Below are 20,690 nucleotides of genomic sequence, written 5' to 3' on the forward strand. Positions count from 1 at the left end.
AATAAGTATAGAGGCAGAAATTTACTCTGCCTTATCAGCTACTGGTTTTTTTTCGATATTTTTTAATTCGATTTCGATGGCATCGCATGAAATGTGGATCTCATACAAAGAGGTTAAAAGTGACATCGCTAAGCAAGCTAGGCTAATCCCAAATAAGATGATGCCTGTGGTATTAAATTCTATAAATAAAGCGAACATTGATAAGGTGCACATTAAAAATGAGGCAACGCCGTATACTTGCATCACTCTTATTAACTTAATGCGCTTTCTTAAGTTGGTAATTTGTGCGACAACAAGAGGGCGAATACTTTCCCCTTCGCGCGCATTCAGTTCACGAATAAGTTGAGCGAGCACCAAAAAACGATTGGTGTAAGCGAGTAAAAGTAAAGAAATCGCAGGAAATAGTAGTCCTGGTGTCGTTAATGTCATGTAGTTACCTTGAAATAAGCATTGCGGCAAAGCTTTTGTAGTTTAGGTTTTATATTTAGAAAAGTAAAAGAGAAGTAATTTGCAAAATAAGAAATTAAATCAAACCGCTAGCTCAGAACCGTTCAAATGGGTACGAGTATTTCAGGCTGAAAACAGCCTTGAAGCGAATATTATTAAAGGGCTGTTAAACAGCAAAGGCATTGAGTGTCAGTTACAAGGTGAGCTCTTACAAGGGGCATTGGGAGAGATACCCTTTGAACAGACGGGAGTTGATATGCTTGTTTACGCATTAAAAGAGCGCCAGGCGCAAGAAATATTGTTAAACTATCAGCAAGTAAAACAATCGGCTCCTGATTGGGTGTGCCCAAAGTGTCAAGAGCTTAACGGATCAACATTTGAACTTTGTTGGTCTTGCGGGACTGTTAAAAATGACGAAAGCGAATAATTTTCAACGCATTAGAGAATTAAACTATTTACAAAAAGCAGTATTAGGTGGTGCTTTGTTAGAACGCATGCTGCCTAATTACAGTTTATTCTGTGAAGCCACAGGGTTTGGTGATGCTGCGGTTTTTCGTAGTGCTTTGAATGTTTGTTGGGAGAAGATTTTACTGCCAAAAAGTAAAATTAGCCTCGAAAAACAAATCGAAAAAATAGAGCCTAATGTGCCTGAACTAACTGATTTTGATATGTTTGGCACTTACCCTGCTATTGATACAGCAACAGCTTTACTGGGCATGTTACACGGCTTAATGGCAAAAGATGACCAAGAGTTTTTGAACATTAGTAAAATTTCACAGGCATCGGTGGCACGTTACATTGAATATCAACTTACCGTTGATGGTGAAGTAGCTGACAATAAAGCAGTTCGTGAACACCCATTAATGCAATATGAAATTGAAGTACTGGCTGAGTTAATTGATTTTGTTGAGCAAATGGGCCGAATTAGCTCTGAAAACGTAAAAGAACTCAAACAGCTTGCGGTATCAGATGGTCAAACCAACATTGGTATTGCAATTTAATATTCAGTAATGCGTATTTTCACTGTAAAATACGCGTTTATTTTTCTTGGCGGAGTAATTGATGCGAATTTTAGGTATTGAATCATCATGTGATGAAACAGGTATTGCCATTTACGATGATGAACAAGGCTTATTAGCACATCAACTGTATAGCCAAGTAAAAGTGCATGCTGACTACGGCGGTGTCGTACCTGAACTTGCGTCACGTGACCACGTGCGTAAAACCTTACCTTTAATTGATGCCGCCTTTGCACAAGCGGGCTGTGGCCCAGAAGATTTAGATGGCATTGCTTATACTGCGGGCCCTGGATTGGTTGGCGCACTCCTTGTGGGTACTTCTATTGGTCGTTCTTTAGCCTATGGTTGGAATATACCAGCGGTAGCGGTTCATCATATGGAAGGGCATCTTCTTGCGCCAATGCTTGAAGAAGACAAACCTGAATTTCCGTTTATCGCGTTATTAGTATCTGGCGGCCACACCATGATGGTTAAAGTATCTGGTATTGGTGAATACGAAGTATTAGGTGAGTCAGTTGATGACGCCGCAGGTGAGGCATTCGATAAAACGGCGAAATTACTTGGGCTTGATTACCCAGGAGGCCCGCGTTTGGCAAAACTTGCTGAGCAAGGTACACCTGAGCGCTTTGTATTCCCGCGTCCGATGACTGACAAACCCGGCTTAGATTTTAGTTTCAGTGGTTTAAAAACGGCTGCGTCACTCGCTATTCGTGATAGCGATGATGATGAACAAACTAAAGCGGATATTGCTCATGCATTCCAAACAGCGGTTATTGATACCTTAATTATTAAGTGTAAACGTGCATTAAAGCAAACCGGTATCAAGCGCTTAGTGATTGCTGGGGGCGTGAGTGCAAACGTGCAATTGCGTGCGCAACTTGAGCGAGTAATGCAAGGTATGAAAGGGCGTGTGTACTACCCGCGCACGGAGTTTTGTACAGATAACGGTGCGATGATCGCTTACGCTGGTATGCAGCGCTTAAAAGCAGGGCAGTTTGCTAGCCTTGATATGAAAACAAAGCCGCGCTGGCCAATAGACTCGTTAGAGGCTATTTAACATCAACCTTCTTCATGTTCAGGGGCTTTTTTCTTAGCCCCTACTTTTGGCTCTTCACCGGCGAGTAAGCGAGTGATATTTGCTCTATGACGGAAAATTATCAACACGGTTAAAAAGGTCACAGGCAACGTATACAAAGGTTTTATCCACCAAGTATAAAGAGGTGCTAACGAAACCGTGACTAGTGCTGCAAGAGATGAGTAGCGCGTGATAGCAACAATTAAGATCCAAGTTGCAATTAACATCCCACCTAACGATAAACCAATGGGTAATAACGTGCCAAAAGCGGTCGCGACAGCCTTACCGCCTTTAAAACTGAAAAACAGCGGGTACATATGGCCTAAACAGGCTGCTACACCAATCAAGCCGAGCATAAGTGGCTCTATTTTTAAGAAGTAAGCACCCCAAACCGGAATGGTTCCTTTTAAAATATCAAAGACAAGAACAAGTACAGCAGGGACTTTTCCACCTAAGCGATAGACATTCGTTGCACCTGGGTTGTTCGATCCGTGACTGCGTGGGTCCGGTAGTTTAAACAGCCGAGAGACAAGGATTGCGGATGAGACCGATCCCAGTAAATAGGCTAAAACTAACATTAGGGCTGTTAACACGCGCTTCCTTATTTTTAAATCTGCACTTTTGGGCTATCATTGGCGGCAAAACCATCTGCCACTATTTTTGAGTAGAACATGTGAGCAATAATGCATCGCATCTACCCGTTATTGTAGGGGTAATTTTTATATATTAAAACAGTATGACAACTTATAGCGCGGATTATTCAAATCAATAAGCGTTTAGTATGAGAGGTGTTTTAATATTTATGTCACTTGGAGTATCAATGGACAAGGTATATATATCACAATTGCATGTAGACACCATTATCGGTGTGTATGATTTTGAAAAAGAAAGTAAACAAAGCCTGTATTTTGATATTGAAATGCTATGTGATATTTCTGCGGCAGCTGCGACTGATGATATTAACCTTGCACTTGATTATGCAAAAGTCAGCGAGCGGGTTATCGCTCATACAACAGCAAAACCAGTAGAGCTGCTTGAAACCTTAGTTGAACAATTAGCGGCCATTATCTTAACTGAGTTTGCAACTGAGCAAGTGACCATTCGCGTGAGTAAACCTGCAGCAGTGCCACAAGCCAAAACGGTGGGAGTCGAAATCACCCGTCGCAAGGCATATTAACATGGCGCAAATTTTTATTAGTTTAGGCTCTAACGTTAATAAAGAGCATTATATTCGTCAGGCGCTTGATGCTCTAAAAGTACATTTTCCTGATTTTATTCACTCATCAGTTTTTGAGAGTGAAGCGGTCGGTTTTGCAGGCAGTAACTTTTATAACTCAGTATTAGGGGCGCAAACTGATATGCCACTACCTGAACTGTGTAAGTTATTGAAAGAAATTGAGCTTGAAAATGGCCGTACCCGTGATGACAAAAAGTTTAGTCCACGAACGCTTGACCTAGATCTTTTATTTTATGATGACGTAATTTGTGATTCGCCTGCACAGTTACCTCGCGATGAAATTACCAAAAATGCATTTGTTCTTCAGCCTTTAGCTGAAATAGCCCCTGATTTTTTTCACCCTGTAGCAAAATGCACGCTAGCAGAGCTATGGGATAATTATAATAATCCGCAACAAAAACTATGGAAGGTGGAGTTTTCTTACCCATGAGTATTATTGAGATAATTGTTTTAGCCTTAATTCAAGGATTGACTGAGTTTTTACCTATTTCGAGCTCAGCACATTTAATTTTACCTTCGCAAGTTTTAGGTTGGCACGATCAAGGTTTAGCATTTGATGTGGCCGTTCATGTCGGTACTTTAGGTGCCGTGGTATTGTATTTCCGTAAAGAAGTGGTAGACATTCTAGGCGCGTGGTTTAAATCGTTTGGTTCACAAGGCGCAACCGATGACAGCCGCTTAGGCTGGTGGATTATTGTCGCAACCATTCCTGCATTATTAATTGGTTATTTGTTTAAAGATTTCGTTGAAAGTTACTCGCGAAATGCGTGGGTTATTGCCACCTCTACTATTGTGTTTGGTTTGTTACTTTGGTATGCCGATGTAAAAGCAAAGCAAGTTAAGAACATTTACCAAATCAATTTTTTCAGTGCGCTATTGTTAGGCTTTTCACAAGTGCTGGCTATGGTATTCCCTGGGACATCGCGTTCAGGTATTACCATCACCGTAGGTTTAATGCTGGGCCTTAACAAGCAAAGTGCTGCGCGTTTTTCATTTTTAATGTCAATTCCGGTCATTGCAGCAGCGGGTTCCTATTATGTGTATCAGCTTGCAACAGCGGGCGAGGCGATTGATTGGCATGCGATTTTACTCGGCGCAGGCTTATCATTTGTATCAGCTTATGCGTGTATTTTCTTTTTCTTAAAAGTTATTGAGCGCATGGGTATGATGCCATTTGTTATCTACCGCTTGTTACTTGGTGTTGGTTTGTTTGCATTCTTAATGCTGTAAATAACCATTCAACTTAATTCGAAAAACACCTCAAATTTGAGGTGTTTTTTATGATGGCTATTTGGCAATACTCTATTGACCGCTAGTCATGGTAAGTAAAGCTTATATTTGGCATTATAACGCTTTAGTTTATCTCTCATTCATTTTGCTCAGGACAGTAGATGCATATTCATATTCTTGGAATTTGTGGCACCTTTATGGGTGGTATTGCCGCAATCGCTAAATCGTTAGGTCATACAGTGACAGGCTCTGATCAAAATGTGTACCCACCGATGAGCACGCAATTAGAAGAGCTAGGTATTACGCTCACCCAAGGTTATGACGTTGCTCAACTAGAGCCTGCGCCAGATATGGTAGTAATTGGTAACGCTATGAGCCGAGGCAACCCTTGCGTTGAATACGTGCTTGATAAAGGCTTACCTTATACTTCAGGTCCTGAATGGTTAAAGCATAATCTGTTGCAAAATTCGTGGGTGTTAGCTGTCGCTGGTACACACGGCAAAACAACAACAGCGAGCATGTTAGCCTGGTTATTAGAGTATGCAGGAATGAAGCCTGGCTTTTTAATTGGTGGGATAGTACAAAATTTTGGCGTGTCAGCACGGGTTGGTGAAACGCCATTTTTTGTTATCGAAGCCGATGAGTACGACACGGCATTTTTTGATAAACGTAGTAAATTTGTTCATTACTTACCACGTACCTTAATTCTTAATAACCTTGAATTTGATCACGCTGATATTTTTGAAGATTTAAACGCAATAAAGAAACAATTTCATCACTTGATGCGTACATTACCCTGTAGCGGTAAGGTTATTTGGCCAAGCCAAGATGAAGCCTTACAAGATGTGATTGAGCGTGGTCTTTGGAGTGAAAGCGAAACGCTGGCAGGTGATTGGGATTACCGTTTACTGAAAGCGGATGGTAGCGAATTTGAAGTGCTACTTGAGGGAGAAGTTCAAGGCGTTGTTAGTTGGCAAGCGATGGGCGAGCATAATGTGAAAAATGCTATCATGGCTATTGCAGCAGCGCGCCATGTCGGGATTGCCGTACCAGTCAGTATTGCGGGCTTGGCTGAGTTTATTTCTCCTAAGCGCCGTATGGAGCTTAAAGCCGATATTAACTCGATTAAGGTGTATGACGATTTTGCCCATCACCCAACGGCAATTAAAACAACTTTGGCAGGGCTTCGTGCAAAAGTGGGCGATGAGAAGATTATTGCCATTTTAGAGCCTCGTTCAAATACCATGAAAATGGGCGTGCATCAGCAAACCTTGATTGACTCACTTGAAGCTGCCGATGAGGTGTATTTATTTGAACCAGACAATTTAAGCTGGTCACTCAAAGAATACGCCGCTGCGGCAGGTATGCATTGTAGCTCTAGCACTGAAGAAATTATTAAACACGTGGTTGCAGGTAAAGCGCCTAAGCAGCATGTTTTAATTATGAGTAATGGTGGCTTTGAGGGGATTCATCAGCGCTTAATTACCGCTCTTGAACACAACTAATCGGTATATGGAGCGTCAAAATATGCAATTTAAAGATAAAATAACCTTAGCTTTTAGCGGTGCCTCTGGTGCGCCATACGGTTTACGGTTATTAGAAGTGTTACTTCAGCAGCAGTTTCAAGTTTATGTGTTGATCTCAAGTGCTGCTCGAGTGGTTTTTGATACCGAATCAAATATCAAGCTATCGGGTAACGAAGATAAAGCGACAGAACAGTTAAGCACGCTTTTTAATGCTGCGCCTGAACAACTAAAGGTGTTTGGTAAAGACAACTGGTTTAGTCCTGTTGCGTCGGGCTCTGCTGCACCGAAAAAAATGGTGGTTTGTCCGTGTAGTGCAGGTTCAGTGTCTGCAATTGCGGTAGGTGCGTCAGATAACTTACTTGAACGCGCCGCCGACGTGGTTATAAAAGAACGGGGGCAGCTGATTTTAGTCCCGCGTGAAACGCCATTTAGCGAAATTCATCTTGAAAACATGCTGAAACTAGCAAGGCTAGGCGTAACAATTATGCCTGCGGCACCGGGTTTTTATCATCAGCCAGAGCAGATTTCAGACTTGGTTGATTTTATGGTGGCGCGAATTTTAGATCATTTAAACATTGAACATACTCTGACCAAGCGTTGGGGTTATGGAGAGGGCAAACAGTGAGCGAAAAAACGATCGCATTAAATATTGAAGGCCTAAAAAAGGTTTATAAAAATGGTGTTGAAGCCGTAAAGGGCATCGACTTACAAGTTCAACAGGGCGATTTCTTTGCTTTACTTGGTCCGAACGGTGCCGGTAAATCAACTACCATTGGTGTTATCTCATCGTTAGTGAACAAAAGCGCTGGCCGTGTCCAGGTGTTTGGGCATGACATTGATACAGATTTAGAAGCCGCTAAGTCTGAACTAGGTTTAGTGCCGCAAGAGTTTAATTTTAGCCAATTTGAAACACTGAACCAAATTTTGGTTAACCAAGCGGGCTATTATGGTGTACCAAGAAAGCTGGCGCATGAGCGTGCTGAAAAGTATCTAAAGCAACTGGGTTTATTTGAGAAAAAAGATAAGCAAGCGCGTACGCTGTCAGGTGGTATGAAGCGCCGTTTAATGATTGCTCGTGCTCTGATGCATGAACCTAAATTACTTATTTTAGATGAGCCAACAGCCGGTGTTGATATTGAGCTACGCCGCTCGATGTGGGACTTTCTTCGCGAGATTAATAAGCAAGGTGTGACCATCATCTTGACTACTCACTACCTAGAAGAAGCTGAGCTGTTATGTAAAAACATCGCGATTATCGACAGTGGCGTGATTGTGGAAAACACCACTATCAAAGCGCTACTTGCCAAGCTCGATAAAGAGACCTTTGTACTTGATTTAAAGCAGCCAGTGCAACCAATTAGCATTGAAGGTTACAAATATACACTAACTGATGACCACACTTTAGAAGTTGAAGTGGCGAAGTCTCAGGGCTTAAACCAAGTATTCAGCGCGTTGACCGAACAAGGTAATACCGTGCTGAGTATGCGAAATAAAGCAAATCGTTTAGAAGAGCTTTTTGTAGGATTATTAGAACAAGGGCGAGGCGAATAATGTTTAAATATGGAGTAGCGCTAAAAAGTATTTGGATCAAAGAGTGTATTCGCTTTTTACGTATTTGGGTGCAAACCTTAGTTCCGCCAGCAATCACGATGAGCCTTTATTTTGTTATTTTTGGTAACCTGATTGGTTCGCGTATCGGTGATATGGGTGGCTTTACTTACATGGAGTTTATTGTACCGGGTCTGATTATGATGTCGGTGATCACTAACTCTTACTCGAATGTAGCTTCAAGCTTTTATTCGACCAAGTTCCAAAAGAGTATTGAAGAGCTATTAGTTGCACCAGTGCCAAATTACATTATCGTACTTGGCTACATGGGCGGTGGTATGACCCGCGGTATGCTAGTTGGCTTAATCGTTACCTGTGTATCATTGCTGTTTGTTGATATCCAAATTCATAATATTTTTGTGATCATGGCGACGGTTATTTTAACGTCGGCTGTGTTTGCGTTAGGCGGACTTATCAATGCAATTTATGCTAATAGCTTTGATGATATTAGTATTATCCCGACCTTCATTCTTACTCCACTGACTTATCTAGGCGGAGTGTTTTACTCAATCAGCTTGTTACCTGAGTTTTGGCAAGGTGTATCGCAAGTGAATCCAATCATCTATATGGTCAATGCATTTAGATATGGTTTCTTAGGCGTGTCTGATGTCGATTTATCGGTAGCTTTTGGGGTACTTGGTTTATTTATTGTGGGTTTATTTACTTTAGCGTTAACGCTTATTAAACGTGGTGTGGGGCTTAGACACTAATGACTGATGCAAATTCGAGAAGTATTGTATCGAATCAGCCTGGCTTACATGAAAAGTTAGACGAAATAGTTTTAAAGCACTTAAGTGCGGATTTTAAAAAGCCGATTGCACAGCACACGCAAGCGGCTTTTGATGAGGTAAATGAAAAGGTTCAAGCGTTTAACGGGCCTATAATCCTTGATTCGTGTTGTGGTGTAGGTGAAAGTACGGCTAACTTAGCTAAGCGTCACCCTGATGCGTTGGTGATTGGTATAGATAAGTCATCTCATCGCTTAGAGAAGCATGAGATAGAGTACAAGCAAACCGATGCGGGCCAGTATATTTTAGTGCAAGCAGACTTAAACGACTTTTGGCGTTTAGCGGTAGCTGCTAATTGGCAACCGACGCATCATTATTTGCTATACCCAAATCCATGGCCGAAAGCAAAGCACTTGCAAAGGCGCTGGCATGGCGCTGCTATTTTTCCGTTTATCATTAAATTAGGCGGTCGTTTAGAGCTCAGAAGCAATTGGGATATTTACGTGAAGGAATTTGCCCGCTCGCTCGAGATTGCAGGACATCCTTGTGATGTTCAATTATATGAGAGCGATATAGCAATCACGCCATTTGAACGTAAATACTGGGCTAGCGGTCAGCAAAGCCACCGTTTAGTGATCAACCTTTAATGAATGTAGGGAGCTGGCGATGAAAAGTGGCTCCCCTGCATTAAATTAATCCCCGCACGAGACAGCGCGTCAGCAATTTGTTCGTTATCGACTTGCTCAGCGATAACTTGCAGGTTTAGCTGATTAGCGTACTTTACTAAATTCTCAATAAACAAAAAGTTATCATTATTACTGTGAATTTGACTCACAAGGTTTTTATCGAGTTTTAAACCATCGATCTCTAATTTTAGAATATGCGGTAAGTTTGAAAAGCCTGAGCCAAACTCATTAATAAACACCTGCGCTCCTTTATTTTTTAAAAGGCTAATAAAGGTTTTTACCTCACTAAAATAAGCAATAGCATCACTTTCATGAAATTGAAAAATAATGTTATGAGGCTGTGGGTAGCGTCTTAGTTGCTGTTCGAAAAACTCACTTAAGCTTGGATCAAGAATATCTTGCGCGGTGATGTTAATGCTCCAGCTTAGGTTGGTTTTTCTAAAATGCTCAACACAACGGGTAAACATGGTACGCCTTAACAGCCCATCCATACGTGAGCGTTTGAGCACCGTCATAAAGTAGTCAGGACTATGAATACGGCCTTGGGCACTGGCTAATCTCGCTAGGCATTGGTAGTGCTCAATCTGCTCAGTGTTGGTATCATAAATAGCTTGAAAGTAAGGCACAATGCGATTGTTATCAAATGCTTCTTTCACCTCTTTGGCAAGCGTTACATTATTTCTAAAGCGCTCTTCGACTTGTTTAAAAACATTTTCATAGCGAACAACTCGCTGATTATTAAACTTTGCTTGCTGTAAGGCTATGTGGGCATTTTCGATAAGCATAAGCTTGTTGCCAGATGCAATGCCTGCATACAAGCTAACGTAAATGAACGGTTCTTTTAACACCGGGATAGCATTGTTGAAGGTGTTAATTATTTCTTCTAATTCTTTGTCAGAGCTGCGCGTTTGCAACAAAGCTATCTTATTCGTGGCAAGGCGATAGGCAAAGCAGTCATTCGGCAAACGTGCTTGGAAGTAGCCAAGTAAACTTGCCATAACTTTATCGCTGACTTCGGTACCGTAAAAACTACTGATATCGTCTAATTCATTAATGACGATAACCGCGAGCTCCATGCGATATTTTGTTGTCTTTTTTAAGTAATACTCTAGCGCTACATGGTTGGCAAAGCCTGTGCGAGCATCTGTTGATAGTGAACGTTTGAGTTGTAAAAAATAGAGGCCTGCAATTAATACTGCTATAAAGAAAAAGAAACAGGCTGTAATTGCTGCGCGAGTAACACTGTATTGCAATTGCTGATTAAAATCGCTAAGTGTTATGTCTGCACCGGTGATGTAGGTCTGGCCGTTGTTATCGACAAAGGTTACGAAAATGCTTTTAAAGTAGCCCCATTGATCTTGTGAAATTTCATAAACAGGTTCTGTTGAATTAAAGGCTTCTTTATTTAATTCTGTTGCTTCAGAGTAGATGTCAAAAAACTCGGTAACTTTGCCTGTATTTTGATCTTTTTGAGTATAGCTTGAAGCACTGAAGTAGACGGTATCATCACGCTTAACCATGGCATAGACATAGGCAAGTTGCATTTGTTTTGCATACTCAGAGAGTGCGCGACTTTTTTCTTTGTATACAGCAGGAGAGATAGCTAAACCAGCATTAACTCGATCATGGTAATCATCACCTAAGATATGTTTTACACTCACAGCAGCATTAAATAATTTGTTATCAACATGCGTGATTATTTCATTGCGAGTGGTTTCATAGGTATAGTAAATGTAACCAAATAAGCTAACAAAAAAAGCGGCAAAGCCATAAAGTAGCCAGCTGGTTTTTTGCATTCCTTTGGGCATAAGTGCTCCCTTAGCTGTTATTACTTGATTATACTGAAAAAAGACTTAATCGATAGTATAAAATTACCGCAAATGTCATTTTTAGATCACTTTTTTGTCATCGAAGACGTGGCTTTTTTGCTTTAGACGAGACATTTTCGTGATATTCCAGTAAAGTTAGCCAATTTCGTAGCAACAGTGCCGCAAAAGTGAAAACGGTGATGTTTCAACATCTAATTCATTTTTAGCTGCTTAGAATGGGTATTAGGATGGATCAAAAGCGTTGTGCCGTCGCCTCAAAAGAAAGCTTGATTCGTATATTTACGGTGCCAGAGGCACCTGACTCAACCTTGAGTAAAATCGAATCAGAAATTTCAAGCAATCTTGCTGGGTTCTTAAATGAGAACATAGCGGCGATTGAGAAGCCCTTGCACGAGATTGAAAAAGATTTTCAGTCGGCCACTATCCCTGAAGAGCCAACTTTCGTCTCTGACTATGCACAAGACATTATGGAGCAGTTAGTTGCGCATTCTGTTCATACTGCAGCACCAAGCTTCATTGGTCATATGACCTCGGCATTGCCGCACTTCGTTTTGCCATTATCAAAACTGATGGTGGGCTTGAACCAGAACCTAGTTAAAATTGAAACATCAAAAGCGTTTACACCCCTTGAAAGACAAGTGTTAGGCATGATGCACCATCTAGCCTATAGTGAAGACGATGCTTTTTACAGCAAGTGGATGCATAGCGCTAAAACCTCTCTTGGGGCGTTTTGTTCAGGTGGCACAGTAGCCAATATCACCGCATTATGGATTGCCCGCAATCGGCTATTAAAAGCCGATGGTGATTACAAGGGAATTGCAGCACAAGGTTTAATCGCCGGTATGTTGCACTACGGCTATAAAGGGTTGGCTGTGCTTGTTTCTGAGCGGGGTCATTACTCTTTGGGGAAAACGGTCGACTTATTAGGTATTGGTCGCGATAACATTATTGCCATCGAAACTGATAAGAATAATAAAGTTGACGTTAATGCCATGCGTAAGAAGGCTTATGAACTCGAAGCGTCAGGTATTAAAGTGATGGCATTAGTAGGGGTTGCTGGCACTACAGAAACCGGCAGTATAGACCCACTAAATGAAATGGCTGATTTAAGTGCTGAACTAGGCTGTCATTTTCATGTCGATGCTGCATGGGGGGGAGCCACTTTACTGTCAACGAATTATCGCCACCTACTAAGCGGTATAGAGCGTGCTGATTCGATCACTATCGATGCGCATAAGCAAATGTATGTGCCTATGGGGGCAGGCTTAGTGTTATTTAAAGACCCTGCTGCTACAGATGCGATTGAACATCATGCCGAGTATATTCTTCGTAAAGGCTCGAAAGATTTAGGCAGTCATACACTTGAGGGAAGTCGCCCAGGTATGGCGATGTTAGTGCATGCTTGCTTACGTGTTATTGGCCGTAAAGGCTATGAAATGTTGATTGACCGCGGCATAGTAAAGGCGCGTACCTTTGCGCAGATGATTAAAGAGGATGAAGACTTTGAGCTTATTTCTGAGCCTGAGCTTTGTTTATTAACGTACCGCTATGTGCCTAAAGAAATTCAGGCCAAAATAAAAGACGCCGACGAAGAGACCAAGCTCGACATCTATGCGTCATTAAATCGCTTTACTGCAAGTATGCAAAAGCGTCAGCGTGAAGCCGGTCGTTCTTTTGTATCGCGTACTCGTTTGACACCTGCAAAATATGACCATCAACCAACTGTGGTATTTCGAGTTGTATTAGCAAATCCGCTCACTTCTAAAGCCATCCTTAAAGATATTTTGGCGGAGCAAAAAGAGCTGGCGAAAACCGATCCGGTATTTAAAAAGTACTTAAGTAAGTACATGGATTAAAAAAGGGAGCGTGATGCTCCCGTTATTCACTAAAGCAGCTTGCTTTAATCATCTTGCTAATTATCTCTTGTGACGGTTTTATTTTTTCCATCGCTAAAAACTCATCAGGCTGGTGGGCTTGATTAATTGAACCTGGCCCCATCACAATCGTTTCGCAACCTAGTTGTTGAATAAAGGGAGCTTCAGTGCAGTAGTTTACAGCAACAGCAGGTTGTCCTGAGATTTTTTCAGCTAGTTTTACAAGCGCAGTATCTGTGCTGCCACTAAATGCAGGGATAGGTTCATGCATGTCGATAACACTCACTGCATTTGGGTATTGGGTATTTATTTCTTCAGCAGCACTTAGCAAAATCGCCTGCAGTTCTTGCACGCTCAAACCGGGCAGTGGTCGCATATCGATGTGCATTTCACAGCAGCCACAAATACGGTTGGCGTTATCGCCACCATGAATATGACCAAGGTTCAAAGTAGGGTACGGAATTTCAAAGTGATCAACTGAATATTTATTCTTTAATTCTTCTTTAATGATTAACAATTTTGTAATCATTTTATGCATCACTTCGATGGCGTTTAAACCACGTTCAGGATCAGAGCTATGACCTGAGCGACCAATTACCCGAATGGCTGTACTCATATGTCCTTTATGAGTGAAAACAGGAGTCATATCGGTTGGTTCACCAATAATACAGCGCGCTGGTTTCAAGTTAGGGTGGCGGCATATTTGTTGCGCACCCGCCATTGTGGTTTCTTCATCGGCGGTTGCTAAGATTAATAAAGGCTCTGTTTGCTTTGTTGCATCAAGCTCACTAATCGCTTGTAAAACAAAGGCAAAAAAGCCTTTCATATCAATACTGCCTAAGCCATATAATTTATTGTTATGCTCGCTGAGTTTGAAGGGATCATAATTCCAGCGGCTATCATCAAATGGCACTGTATCGGTATGACCTGCCAACATTAATCCACTGTCACCTTCACCGCGTTTTGCCAATAAATTATAACGGCCTTTACCTTGCTCCAGTTCTGTTATTTCGCAAGTAAAACCGAGGCTTTCACACCAAGAGGCAAGCAAGGAGATCACCTCTTTATTGCTCATACATAGTGAATCTTCAATTGCACTGATTGAAGGCGCTGCAATCAATTGCTGGTACATAGATAAAAAAGACGGTAAAGACATAAAAAATCCAAAAATAATTATTCAATCTAATTGCATAACAATATAAAAGTATTTATGATGAATATCAATTCACTTTTTAAGCATAAATATTAGTGTAACTGTACTATGAACACAAAACGACGATAACCTGATTTCATTACTTTAGACAGTGTTTTTATTCGCTTTTCAGCGAGAAGTTTTAGGCGTATCGATAAATAGATTTAATAGGTAAAAGTAAGCAATGAATGTAGTGATTATTGGCGCAAGTGGTTATAGCGGCGCAGAGCTAGCAAGTTTAGTTGCTAAGCACCCTAAATTAACCCTACAAGCATGTTATGTCTCAGAGGGCAGTTTAGATAAAGGTAAATTATTAAGTGATTTATATCCTGAGCATTTAGGGCTGTTAGAGTATCCTTTACAAGCACTAACAACAGCTGCTTACAAAGATATTGAAAATAATGCTGATTATGTGTGCTTGTGTACTGATCACAAAGTAAGTGTCGACCTTGCGCCACAATTTTTAGCTATGGGTAAAAAAGTATTCGACCTTTCAGGTGGTTTCCGTTTAGCTGGGAATGAGGATTACCAAACTTATTACGGTTTCGCACATGAACACCCTGAGCTTTTAGCACAAGCTGCATATGGTTTAGCTGAATGGAATAGTGATGCGATCAGTAAAGCAAACCTTGTTGCTGTAGCGGGTTGTTATCCGACAGCAGCGCTTAACGCATTAAAGCCCCTTAAACAAGCAAACTTACTGGCTGAGCAGCCTGTTATTGTTAATGCTGTGTCAGGTGTGACAGGCGCTGGTAGAAAAGCCAGTGTTAATACGCATTTTTGCGAAGTATCACTTGCCCCTTATGGTTTATTTAATCACAGACACACGCCGGAGATTGAGCAGCATCTTGGACATCCAGTGTTATTCACCCCGCATTTAGGTAATTTTCCACGCGGCATCCTAGAAACCATTTATGTGCAGCTAAAGCCAGATGTCACTCCTGAACAGGTTAAAGAGGCATATCAAGTTTTAGCCGATGAGCCATTGATCCGCTTATTAGGTAATAAGATCCCAAGTATAAAAGGTGTTGCAAAACAACCTTATGTAGATATTGCATGGCAACAAAAAGGTCAGCAATTAATTGTAATGTCTGCGATTGATAACCTATTAAAAGGTGCTGCAGGCCAAGCGTTGCAATGTATTAATTTAGCGATGGGTGAACCTCATCATACAGGCCTTAGCGGAGCACTATGATGAAAACATGGGTTATTAAAATTGGTGGTGCAGTATTAAACACTGCCGATGCAGCAAAAGCATTGTTCGATGTTCTAGCATCGCAAGAACACGCTAATTTTGTGATTGTGCATGGCGGTGGAGCGCTTGTAGATGCATGGTTAAAAGAGGCGGGTTTTGTAACTGCAAAGCACCAAGGATTACGCATCAGTCCTAATGAACAAATGCCTTATATTGTCGGGGCACTTGCAGGTTGTGCTAACAAACAGCTTATGAGTCAAGCTATCGGTGCGGGCCATAAGCCTGTTGGTTTGAGCCTTTATGAAGCGGGCGTTGTAGTTTCAGAAAAACTCAAAGTATTAGGCCAAGTTGGTCAATGTAGTGGAAGCTGTCATAGCGTGTTACCGAGCTTATTAGAACAAGGTCGCTTACCTCTTGTTAGTTCAATAGGCTTTGGAGAGGACGGTCAGTGGTATAACGTAAATGCCGATGAAGCAGCCGCAGCCATAGCGAAAGAGCTCAATGCAGAGCTTATTTTTATGACTGATGTAGAAGCTGTACTTGATGCAAATAAGCAGCCATTACATCAATTAAATACGCAGCAAATCGATACACTTATCCTTGAAGGAGTTATTCAGGGCGGGATGGAGGTCAAAGTAAAGACCAGCCTTCTTGCTGCCCAACATTTACGACGTGGTGTGTATATCTCAAGCTGGCTAAAGCCAGAAAACTTAGTCGCTTTATTACAAGGCGAGCACGTAGGAACGAAAATTACACCATAGGTATTTCATGTTAAATCATTTTTTATCGGGTCTAGAGTTAGACCAAAAAGGCGCACTTAAACTTCTTAACCTAGCGCAAAAAATTAAAGCAAATCCTGCAGATTTTAGCCAAGCGCTTGCAGGTAAATCAGTGGTTACTTTATTTGAAAAACCTAGTTTACGTACCCGTTTATCATTTGATATTGGTATTAATAAGCTAGGTGGTCATGCGGTCTATCTTGATTCACAAAATGGTGCCATGGGCGCACGTGAATCAGTTAAAGACTTTGCACTTAATATCTCAACGTGGGCAGATGGTATTGTTGCTCGTGTATTCGAACACAAAACACTTACCACTTTGGGTGAGTTTTCAAGCGTACCTGTTGTTAATAGCTTGTGCGACTTATATCACCCATGCCAAGCTTTGGCTGATTTCTTGACTCTTCAAGAAGTACATGGCGATGTTAGTAAACTTAAGCTAGCTTACTTAGGTGAGGGGAATAATGTAACTCACTCACTGATGCTATTAGCAGCCACTTTAGGTACTGATTTTGTGGCAGTTTGCCCTAAAGGTAGCTCACCTGATTCGCAAATTCTTAAGCAAGCTGAGCAAATTGCAGCGATGAATGGCGCCTCTGTAATGGTCAGTGACCGAATTGAAGCGGCAGTTGGTGCAAATGCAGTCTATGCTGATACGTGGGTTTCGATGGGTGATAAAACACCGCTTGAGCAAGTTAAAGCTAAGTATATGCCGTATCAGCTAAATCAGGCATTGCTTGAGAAGACTGGCGCACAAACTGTGCTGCACTGTCAGCCGGCTCATCGAGAGTTTGAAATTACCTCTGAGGTAATGGATGGCCCGGCATCAAAAATTATTCAACAAGCAGAGAACCGTATGCATGCGCAGAACGCTCTTCTTGTGACATTACTAAATCCAAATTTTGTTTAAGGAACACCAATGAGTTCAATTAAAAAAGTCGTATTAGCCTATTCTGGTGGTCTAGATACATCGGCAATCGTGCCTTGGTTAAAAGAAAACTATGGCTGTGAAGTAATTGCCTTTGTTGCTGATGTAGGTCAAGGCGCAGAAGAGCTCGAAGGCGTTGAAGCAAAAGCGATTGCTTCAGGTGCGTCTGAGTGTCATATAGTTGATTTAAAAGATGAAATGGTAAGTGATTATATTTACCCAACATTAAAAACTGGCGCTATTTACGAAGGTACGTACTTACTAGGTACGTCTATGGCTCGTCCGATTATTGCTAAAGCACAAGTTGAAATTGCTCGTAAAGTAGGTGCCGATGCGCTTTCGCATGGTTGTACGGGTAAAGGTAACGACCAAGTGCGTTTTGAATCATGTTTCGCAGCCCTTGCACCAGACCTAAAGGTGATTGCACCTTGGCGTGAGTGGGACTTATCAAGCCGTGAATCATTACTTGATTACCTTGCAGAGCGTAATATTCCGTGTTCTGCTTCTGCGACAAAAATTTATAGCCGTGATGCAAACGCATGGCATATTTCACACGAAGGTGGTGAGCTTGAAGATCCATGGTGCCAACCAAGTGATCAAGTATGGACTTGGACTAACTCTCCTGAACAAGCTCCTAATGAAGCTGAATATGTGACATTAAATGTTGTTGAAGGTGAAGTGGTTGCTGTGAATGGTGAATCACTAAAACCGTATGACTGCTTAGTTAAATTAAATAACATTGCTGCGCCACATGGTGTTGGTCGTGTTGATATCGTAGAAAACCGTTTAGTAGGCATGAAGTCGCGTGGTTGTTATGAAACGCCAGGAGGCACTGTGATCATGGCTGCATTACAAGCTGTCGACGAACTAGTGCTAGATAAATCAAGCCGTAAATGGAAAGAAGTACTAGGCGGTGAGTTTTCACACTTAGTGTATGACGGTCGTTGGTTTACACCGTTAAAAGACTCAATTTTAGCGGGTGCGGAGTCTCTGGCTAAATTGGCAACAGGTGAAGTAGTACTGAAGCTTTATAAAGGCCAAGTAACTGCGGTACAGAAGAAATCTCCAAACAGCCTTTACAGCGAAGATTTTGCAACCTTTGGTGAAGATGATGTTTATGATCAATCACATGCAGAAGGCTTCATTCGTTTATTCTCGCTTTCTAGCAGAATCTCAGCACTAACGAAAAAGTAATTTTATTATCGCCCCGCTTTGCGGGGCGATAGCCCAATTTGGAGACAGTTCAATGGCATTATGGGGCGGACGTTTTTCTTCGGGTCCAGATGAAGCGTTTAAACAATTTAACGACTCACTTCCTTTCGATTATCAGCTTGCAGAGCAAGATATTATTGGCTCAGTTGCATGGGCCGGTGCTTTAAAGCAAGTTGATGTTTTAAATCAGCAAGAGTATGACGATCTTGTTGCAGCACTGAATACTTTGTTAGAAGAAGTTAAAGCTAATCCACAAGCTGTAGCAGTTGCAGGTCATGAAGATATTCATTCATATGTTGAGTCAGCACTGATTGACAAAGTAGGTGATTTAGCAAAGAAACTGCACACCGGTCGTAGTCGTAACGACCAAGTTGCTACAGACTTCCGCTTATGGTGTCGTGACACCGCAGAGCACATCTTAACAGCAATTAGTGACTTAAAAGCGGAGTTTGTTGCCTTAGCTGAGCGTGAACTCGGTACGATTTTACCGGGCTACACACACTTGCAGCGTGCTCAACCTGTGTTATTTAGCCATTGGTGTATGGCTTATGTTGAAATGCTTGAGCGTGATGAAAGCCGGTTAAATGATGCCAAAAACCGTATGAATTATTGCCCATTAGGTAGTGGTGCATTAGCAGGTACTGCGTACCCAATTGACAGGCAGGTTCTTGCCGAGGGGCTAGGTTTTACCGGGGCAACACGCAATAGTCTTGACGCTGTATCTGACCGTGACTTTGTGGTTGAGCTATTAAGCTGTGCATCAATTTCGATGATCCACTTATCGCGTATGGCTGAAGATCTGATTTTTTATAATTCAGGTGAAGCAGGCTTTATAGAGCTTTCAGATGGCGTAACCTCTGGCTCATCATTAATGCCACAGAAAAAGAACCCTGATGCATTAGAATTGATCCGTGGTAAAACAGGCCGTGTTTTTGGTGCATTTAGCGCCATGATGATGACATTAAAAGCGTTGCCACTAGCCTACAACAAAGACATGCAAGAAGATAAAGAAGGCTTGTTTGATGCAATGCCAACTTGGCTTGCTTGTATTCATATGGCGCAAGCATGTATTAAAGGTATCAAAGTAAAAGCTGATAAAACGCTTGCAGCAGCTAAAGGTGGACACTCAAATGCGACCGAGCTTGCGGACTATTTAGTTGCTAAGGGAATTCCATTTAGAGAGGGTCACCACATTGTAGGAACCTTAGTGCAAATGGCTATTGCCCAAGGGAATAACTTAGAAGATTTAAGTTTAGAAGAATTTAAGTCTGTGCATAGTATTTTTGAGTCAGATGTTTATCCTGTACTAGAGATAGATGCTTGTATTAAAGCCCGCCGAGCTCTTGGTGGCACTTCATTAGAGCAAGTGTCGAGTGCAATTAAGCAGGCAAAAAAAAACAGCAAATAACGGTTCGTGATGCTAACTTAGGTGATGTTGAATCGATAGCAAAGCTTATCCAATATTGGGCTGCGGTAGGTGAAAACCTTCCGCGAGCTAAAAGTGATATGGTTCATTCAATCAACGAGTTTGCTGTTGCACAATGTAATAACAAAATTACTGGCTGCGCATCACTATATATCTATGATACCGGTCTTGCCGAGATCCGCTCGTTAGGCGTTGATCCACAAGCAAAGGTGTCGGGACAAGGTAAGCTACTTGTTGAGCACTTACTTGTAAAAGCCAAAAAATTGGCGCTTAGCAGGATCATTGTACTTACGCGTGTGCCAGAATTTTTTGCAAAGCAAGGGTTTAGCCACTGTAGTAAAGACAGCTTGCCCGAGAAAGTTATAAAAGACTGTGAGCTTTGCTTACGAAAAGATAATTGCGATGAAGTTGCAATGGAATTCATTTTAAAGCCAAGTACTAAAGCGGTGATCCCGTGTAAAAGCGTGGCTTAAATTCCCTGGATAGAAAAAACGCACGGTTACCCCTGTGCGTTTTTTTATGTCTAATAATAAGCTGAAGATCAAAAAGATCATATGTTAACGAAAAGTTGGATCGCTAATTGCTTTTAGATTAGTGTGGTGGCAACATCACATTAATGCACAAAAAAGCGTCAAAAAAATGAGAACGTTAAGAAAGCTTACATTCAGCATGTAAAGTCAAGGTGCACAACAGTTAACT

20 protein-coding genes and 1 pseudogene are annotated in these 20,690 nt (G+C 41.6%); 17 read left to right on the forward strand and 4 right to left on the reverse strand.

Features of this window, described 5'->3' with window-relative positions; genetic code table 11:
- Positions 1 to 21: 21 nt before the first annotated feature.
- The gene (locus NH454_RS03930; protein ID WP_135926073.1) at positions 22 to 429 is read right to left on the reverse strand and encodes a DUF2721 domain-containing protein; all 408 of its coding nucleotides are present in this window, start codon (positions 427 to 429) and stop codon (positions 22 to 24) included.
- A 79-nt stretch (positions 430 to 508) separates the two neighbouring features.
- On the opposite strand from NH454_RS03930, the gene NH454_RS03935 reads away from it, so the two are divergent.
- The 3 genes from NH454_RS03935 to tsaD all read left to right on the forward strand — a co-directional run bounded on the left by NH454_RS03935 (position 509) and on the right by tsaD (position 2,523).
- Complete coding sequence (locus NH454_RS03935; RefSeq protein WP_135926072.1) at positions 509 to 874, forward strand: DUF2007 domain-containing protein; 366 nt, start codon at positions 509 to 511, stop codon at positions 872 to 874.
- Positions 858 to 1,448, forward strand: a complete 591-nt coding sequence (locus tag NH454_RS03940; RefSeq protein WP_135926071.1) for a YjaG family protein — start codon at positions 858 to 860, stop codon at positions 1,446 to 1,448. The genes NH454_RS03935 and NH454_RS03940 overlap by 17 nt, the downstream gene beginning before the upstream one ends.
- 61 nt (positions 1,449 to 1,509) lie before the next feature.
- Positions 1,510 to 2,523 (forward strand): tRNA (adenosine(37)-N6)-threonylcarbamoyltransferase complex transferase subunit TsaD, encoded by a 1,014-nt coding sequence (gene tsaD, locus NH454_RS03945; RefSeq protein ID WP_135926070.1) that lies wholly within the window; start codon positions 1,510 to 1,512, stop codon positions 2,521 to 2,523.
- A gap of 2 nt (positions 2,524 to 2,525) precedes the next feature.
- Here tsaD and plsY read toward each other — a convergent pair whose 3' ends face one another.
- On the reverse strand, positions 2,526 to 3,134 hold the full coding sequence (gene plsY / locus NH454_RS03950; RefSeq protein ID WP_135926069.1) for a glycerol-3-phosphate 1-O-acyltransferase PlsY: 609 nt from the start codon (positions 3,132 to 3,134) through the stop codon (positions 2,526 to 2,528).
- A gap of 227 nt (positions 3,135 to 3,361) precedes the next feature.
- Here plsY and folB point away from each other — a divergent pair, with 227 nt between their 5' ends.
- The 8 genes from folB to NH454_RS03990 all read left to right on the forward strand — a co-directional run bounded on the left by folB (position 3,362) and on the right by NH454_RS03990 (position 9,517).
- Entirely contained in the window at positions 3,362 to 3,718 is a 357-nt protein-coding gene (gene folB / locus NH454_RS03955; protein WP_135926068.1) for a dihydroneopterin aldolase, read from the forward strand.
- Position 3,719: 1 nt separating this feature from the next.
- On the forward strand, positions 3,720 to 4,208 hold the full coding sequence (gene folK, locus NH454_RS03960) for a 2-amino-4-hydroxy-6-hydroxymethyldihydropteridine diphosphokinase (RefSeq protein WP_135926067.1): 489 nt from the start codon (positions 3,720 to 3,722) through the stop codon (positions 4,206 to 4,208).
- Complete coding sequence (locus tag NH454_RS03965) at positions 4,205 to 5,008, forward strand: undecaprenyl-diphosphate phosphatase (protein WP_063703109.1); 804 nt, start codon at positions 4,205 to 4,207, stop codon at positions 5,006 to 5,008. The genes folK and NH454_RS03965 overlap by 4 nt, the downstream gene beginning before the upstream one ends.
- 161 nt (positions 5,009 to 5,169) lie before the next feature.
- Entirely contained in the window at positions 5,170 to 6,513 is a 1,344-nt protein-coding gene (mpl, locus tag NH454_RS03970) for a UDP-N-acetylmuramate:L-alanyl-gamma-D-glutamyl-meso-diaminopimelate ligase (protein ID WP_138557238.1), read from the forward strand.
- Between the two features lie 22 nt (positions 6,514 to 6,535).
- Entirely contained in the window at positions 6,536 to 7,159 is a 624-nt protein-coding gene (locus NH454_RS03975) for a flavin prenyltransferase UbiX (RefSeq protein WP_135926065.1), read from the forward strand.
- A complete protein-coding gene (locus tag NH454_RS03980; RefSeq protein WP_054551082.1) occupies positions 7,156 to 8,085 on the forward strand; it encodes an ABC transporter ATP-binding protein in 930 nt (309 codons plus the stop codon). The genes NH454_RS03975 and NH454_RS03980 overlap by 4 nt, the downstream gene beginning before the upstream one ends.
- Positions 8,085 to 8,852 carry an ABC transporter permease gene (locus tag NH454_RS03985; protein WP_199526324.1) on the forward strand — a complete coding sequence of 256 codons (768 nt, stop codon included), beginning with the start codon at positions 8,085 to 8,087 and terminating at the stop codon, positions 8,850 to 8,852. Before NH454_RS03980 ends, NH454_RS03985 begins: the two co-directional genes overlap by 1 nt.
- Positions 8,852 to 9,517: a methyltransferase domain-containing protein gene (locus NH454_RS03990; protein WP_253038270.1), complete on the forward strand. Its 666-nt coding sequence runs from the start codon at positions 8,852 to 8,854 to the stop codon at positions 9,515 to 9,517. Before NH454_RS03985 ends, NH454_RS03990 begins: the two co-directional genes overlap by 1 nt.
- On the opposite strand, the gene NH454_RS03995 is transcribed toward NH454_RS03990, so the two are convergent.
- Positions 9,514 to 11,364, reverse strand: coding sequence for a GGDEF domain-containing protein (locus tag NH454_RS03995; protein WP_235383310.1), 1,851 nt, complete (start codon positions 11,362 to 11,364; stop codon positions 9,514 to 9,516). The genes NH454_RS03990 and NH454_RS03995 overlap by 4 nt on opposite strands.
- A 248-nt stretch (positions 11,365 to 11,612) precedes the next feature.
- On the opposite strand from NH454_RS03995, the gene panP reads away from it, so the two are divergent.
- The gene (gene panP, locus NH454_RS04000; protein WP_135926061.1) at positions 11,613 to 13,241 is read left to right on the forward strand and encodes a pyridoxal-dependent aspartate 1-decarboxylase PanP; all 1,629 of its coding nucleotides are present in this window, start codon (positions 11,613 to 11,615) and stop codon (positions 13,239 to 13,241) included.
- 22 nt (positions 13,242 to 13,263) lie between these two features.
- On the opposite strand, the gene argE is transcribed toward panP, so the two are convergent.
- Positions 13,264 to 14,415, reverse strand: coding sequence for an acetylornithine deacetylase (gene argE, locus NH454_RS04005; protein ID WP_253038271.1), 1,152 nt, complete (start codon positions 14,413 to 14,415; stop codon positions 13,264 to 13,266).
- A gap of 220 nt (positions 14,416 to 14,635) precedes the next feature.
- Between argE and argC the strand changes: the two genes are divergently transcribed.
- The 5 genes and pseudogenes from argC (at position 14,636) to argH (ending at position 20,464) form a co-directional block, all read left to right on the forward strand.
- The gene (argC, locus tag NH454_RS04010; protein WP_135926059.1) at positions 14,636 to 15,646 is read left to right on the forward strand and encodes an N-acetyl-gamma-glutamyl-phosphate reductase; all 1,011 of its coding nucleotides are present in this window, start codon (positions 14,636 to 14,638) and stop codon (positions 15,644 to 15,646) included.
- The gene (gene argB, locus NH454_RS04015) at positions 15,646 to 16,407 is read left to right on the forward strand and encodes an acetylglutamate kinase (RefSeq protein WP_135926314.1); all 762 of its coding nucleotides are present in this window, start codon (positions 15,646 to 15,648) and stop codon (positions 16,405 to 16,407) included. Before argC ends, argB begins: the two co-directional genes overlap by 1 nt.
- 7 nt (positions 16,408 to 16,414) lie before the next feature.
- Positions 16,415 to 17,335, forward strand: a complete 921-nt coding sequence (locus NH454_RS04020) for an ornithine carbamoyltransferase (protein WP_135926058.1) — start codon at positions 16,415 to 16,417, stop codon at positions 17,333 to 17,335.
- 9 nt (positions 17,336 to 17,344) lie between these two features.
- Positions 17,345 to 18,547 carry an argininosuccinate synthase gene (locus tag NH454_RS04025; RefSeq protein ID WP_135926057.1) on the forward strand — a complete coding sequence of 401 codons (1,203 nt, stop codon included), beginning with the start codon at positions 17,345 to 17,347 and terminating at the stop codon, positions 18,545 to 18,547.
- A 52-nt stretch (positions 18,548 to 18,599) separates the two neighbouring features.
- Positions 18,600 to 20,464: pseudogene (argH, locus tag NH454_RS04030) on the forward strand (argininosuccinate lyase).
- Positions 20,465 to 20,690 lie beyond the last annotated feature (226 nt).

This window comes from Pseudoalteromonas sp. Ps84H-4, assembly GCF_024124645.1.
GTDB lineage: Bacteria > Pseudomonadota > Gammaproteobacteria > Enterobacterales > Alteromonadaceae > Pseudoalteromonas > Pseudoalteromonas lipolytica_C.

Bases quoted from the DNA above. Each gene is read 5' to 3' on its own strand.
- NH454_RS03930 (WP_135926073.1), bottom strand. From the start codon at position 429: ATGACATTAACGACACCAGGACTACTATTTCCTGCGATTTCTTTACTT.
- NH454_RS03940 (WP_135926071.1), top strand. From the start codon at position 858: ATGACGAAAGCGAATAATTTTCAACGCATTAGAGAATTAAACTATTTA.
- tsaD (WP_135926070.1), top strand. From the start codon at position 1,510: ATGCGAATTTTAGGTATTGAATCATCATGTGATGAAACAGGTATTGCC.
- folB (WP_135926068.1), top strand. From the start codon at position 3,362: ATGGACAAGGTATATATATCACAATTGCATGTAGACACCATTATCGGT.
- folK (WP_135926067.1), top strand. From the start codon at position 3,720: ATGGCGCAAATTTTTATTAGTTTAGGCTCTAACGTTAATAAAGAGCAT.
- NH454_RS03965 (WP_063703109.1), top strand. From the start codon at position 4,205: ATGAGTATTATTGAGATAATTGTTTTAGCCTTAATTCAAGGATTGACT.
- mpl (WP_138557238.1), top strand. From the start codon at position 5,170: ATGCATATTCATATTCTTGGAATTTGTGGCACCTTTATGGGTGGTATT.
- NH454_RS03975 (WP_135926065.1), top strand. From the start codon at position 6,536: ATGCAATTTAAAGATAAAATAACCTTAGCTTTTAGCGGTGCCTCTGGT.
- NH454_RS03985 (WP_199526324.1), top strand. From the start codon at position 8,085: ATGTTTAAATATGGAGTAGCGCTAAAAAGTATTTGGATCAAAGAGTGT.
- NH454_RS03990 (WP_253038270.1), top strand. From the start codon at position 8,852: ATGACTGATGCAAATTCGAGAAGTATTGTATCGAATCAGCCTGGCTTA.
- NH454_RS03995 (WP_235383310.1), bottom strand. From the start codon at position 11,364: ATGCCCAAAGGAATGCAAAAAACCAGCTGGCTACTTTATGGCTTTGCC.
- panP (WP_135926061.1), top strand. From the start codon at position 11,613: ATGGATCAAAAGCGTTGTGCCGTCGCCTCAAAAGAAAGCTTGATTCGT.
- argE (WP_253038271.1), bottom strand. From the start codon at position 14,415: ATGTCTTTACCGTCTTTTTTATCTATGTACCAGCAATTGATTGCAGCG.
- argC (WP_135926059.1), top strand. From the start codon at position 14,636: ATGAATGTAGTGATTATTGGCGCAAGTGGTTATAGCGGCGCAGAGCTA.
- argB (WP_135926314.1), top strand. From the start codon at position 15,646: ATGAAAACATGGGTTATTAAAATTGGTGGTGCAGTATTAAACACTGCC.
- NH454_RS04020 (WP_135926058.1), top strand. From the start codon at position 16,415: ATGTTAAATCATTTTTTATCGGGTCTAGAGTTAGACCAAAAAGGCGCA.
- NH454_RS04025 (WP_135926057.1), top strand. From the start codon at position 17,345: ATGAGTTCAATTAAAAAAGTCGTATTAGCCTATTCTGGTGGTCTAGAT.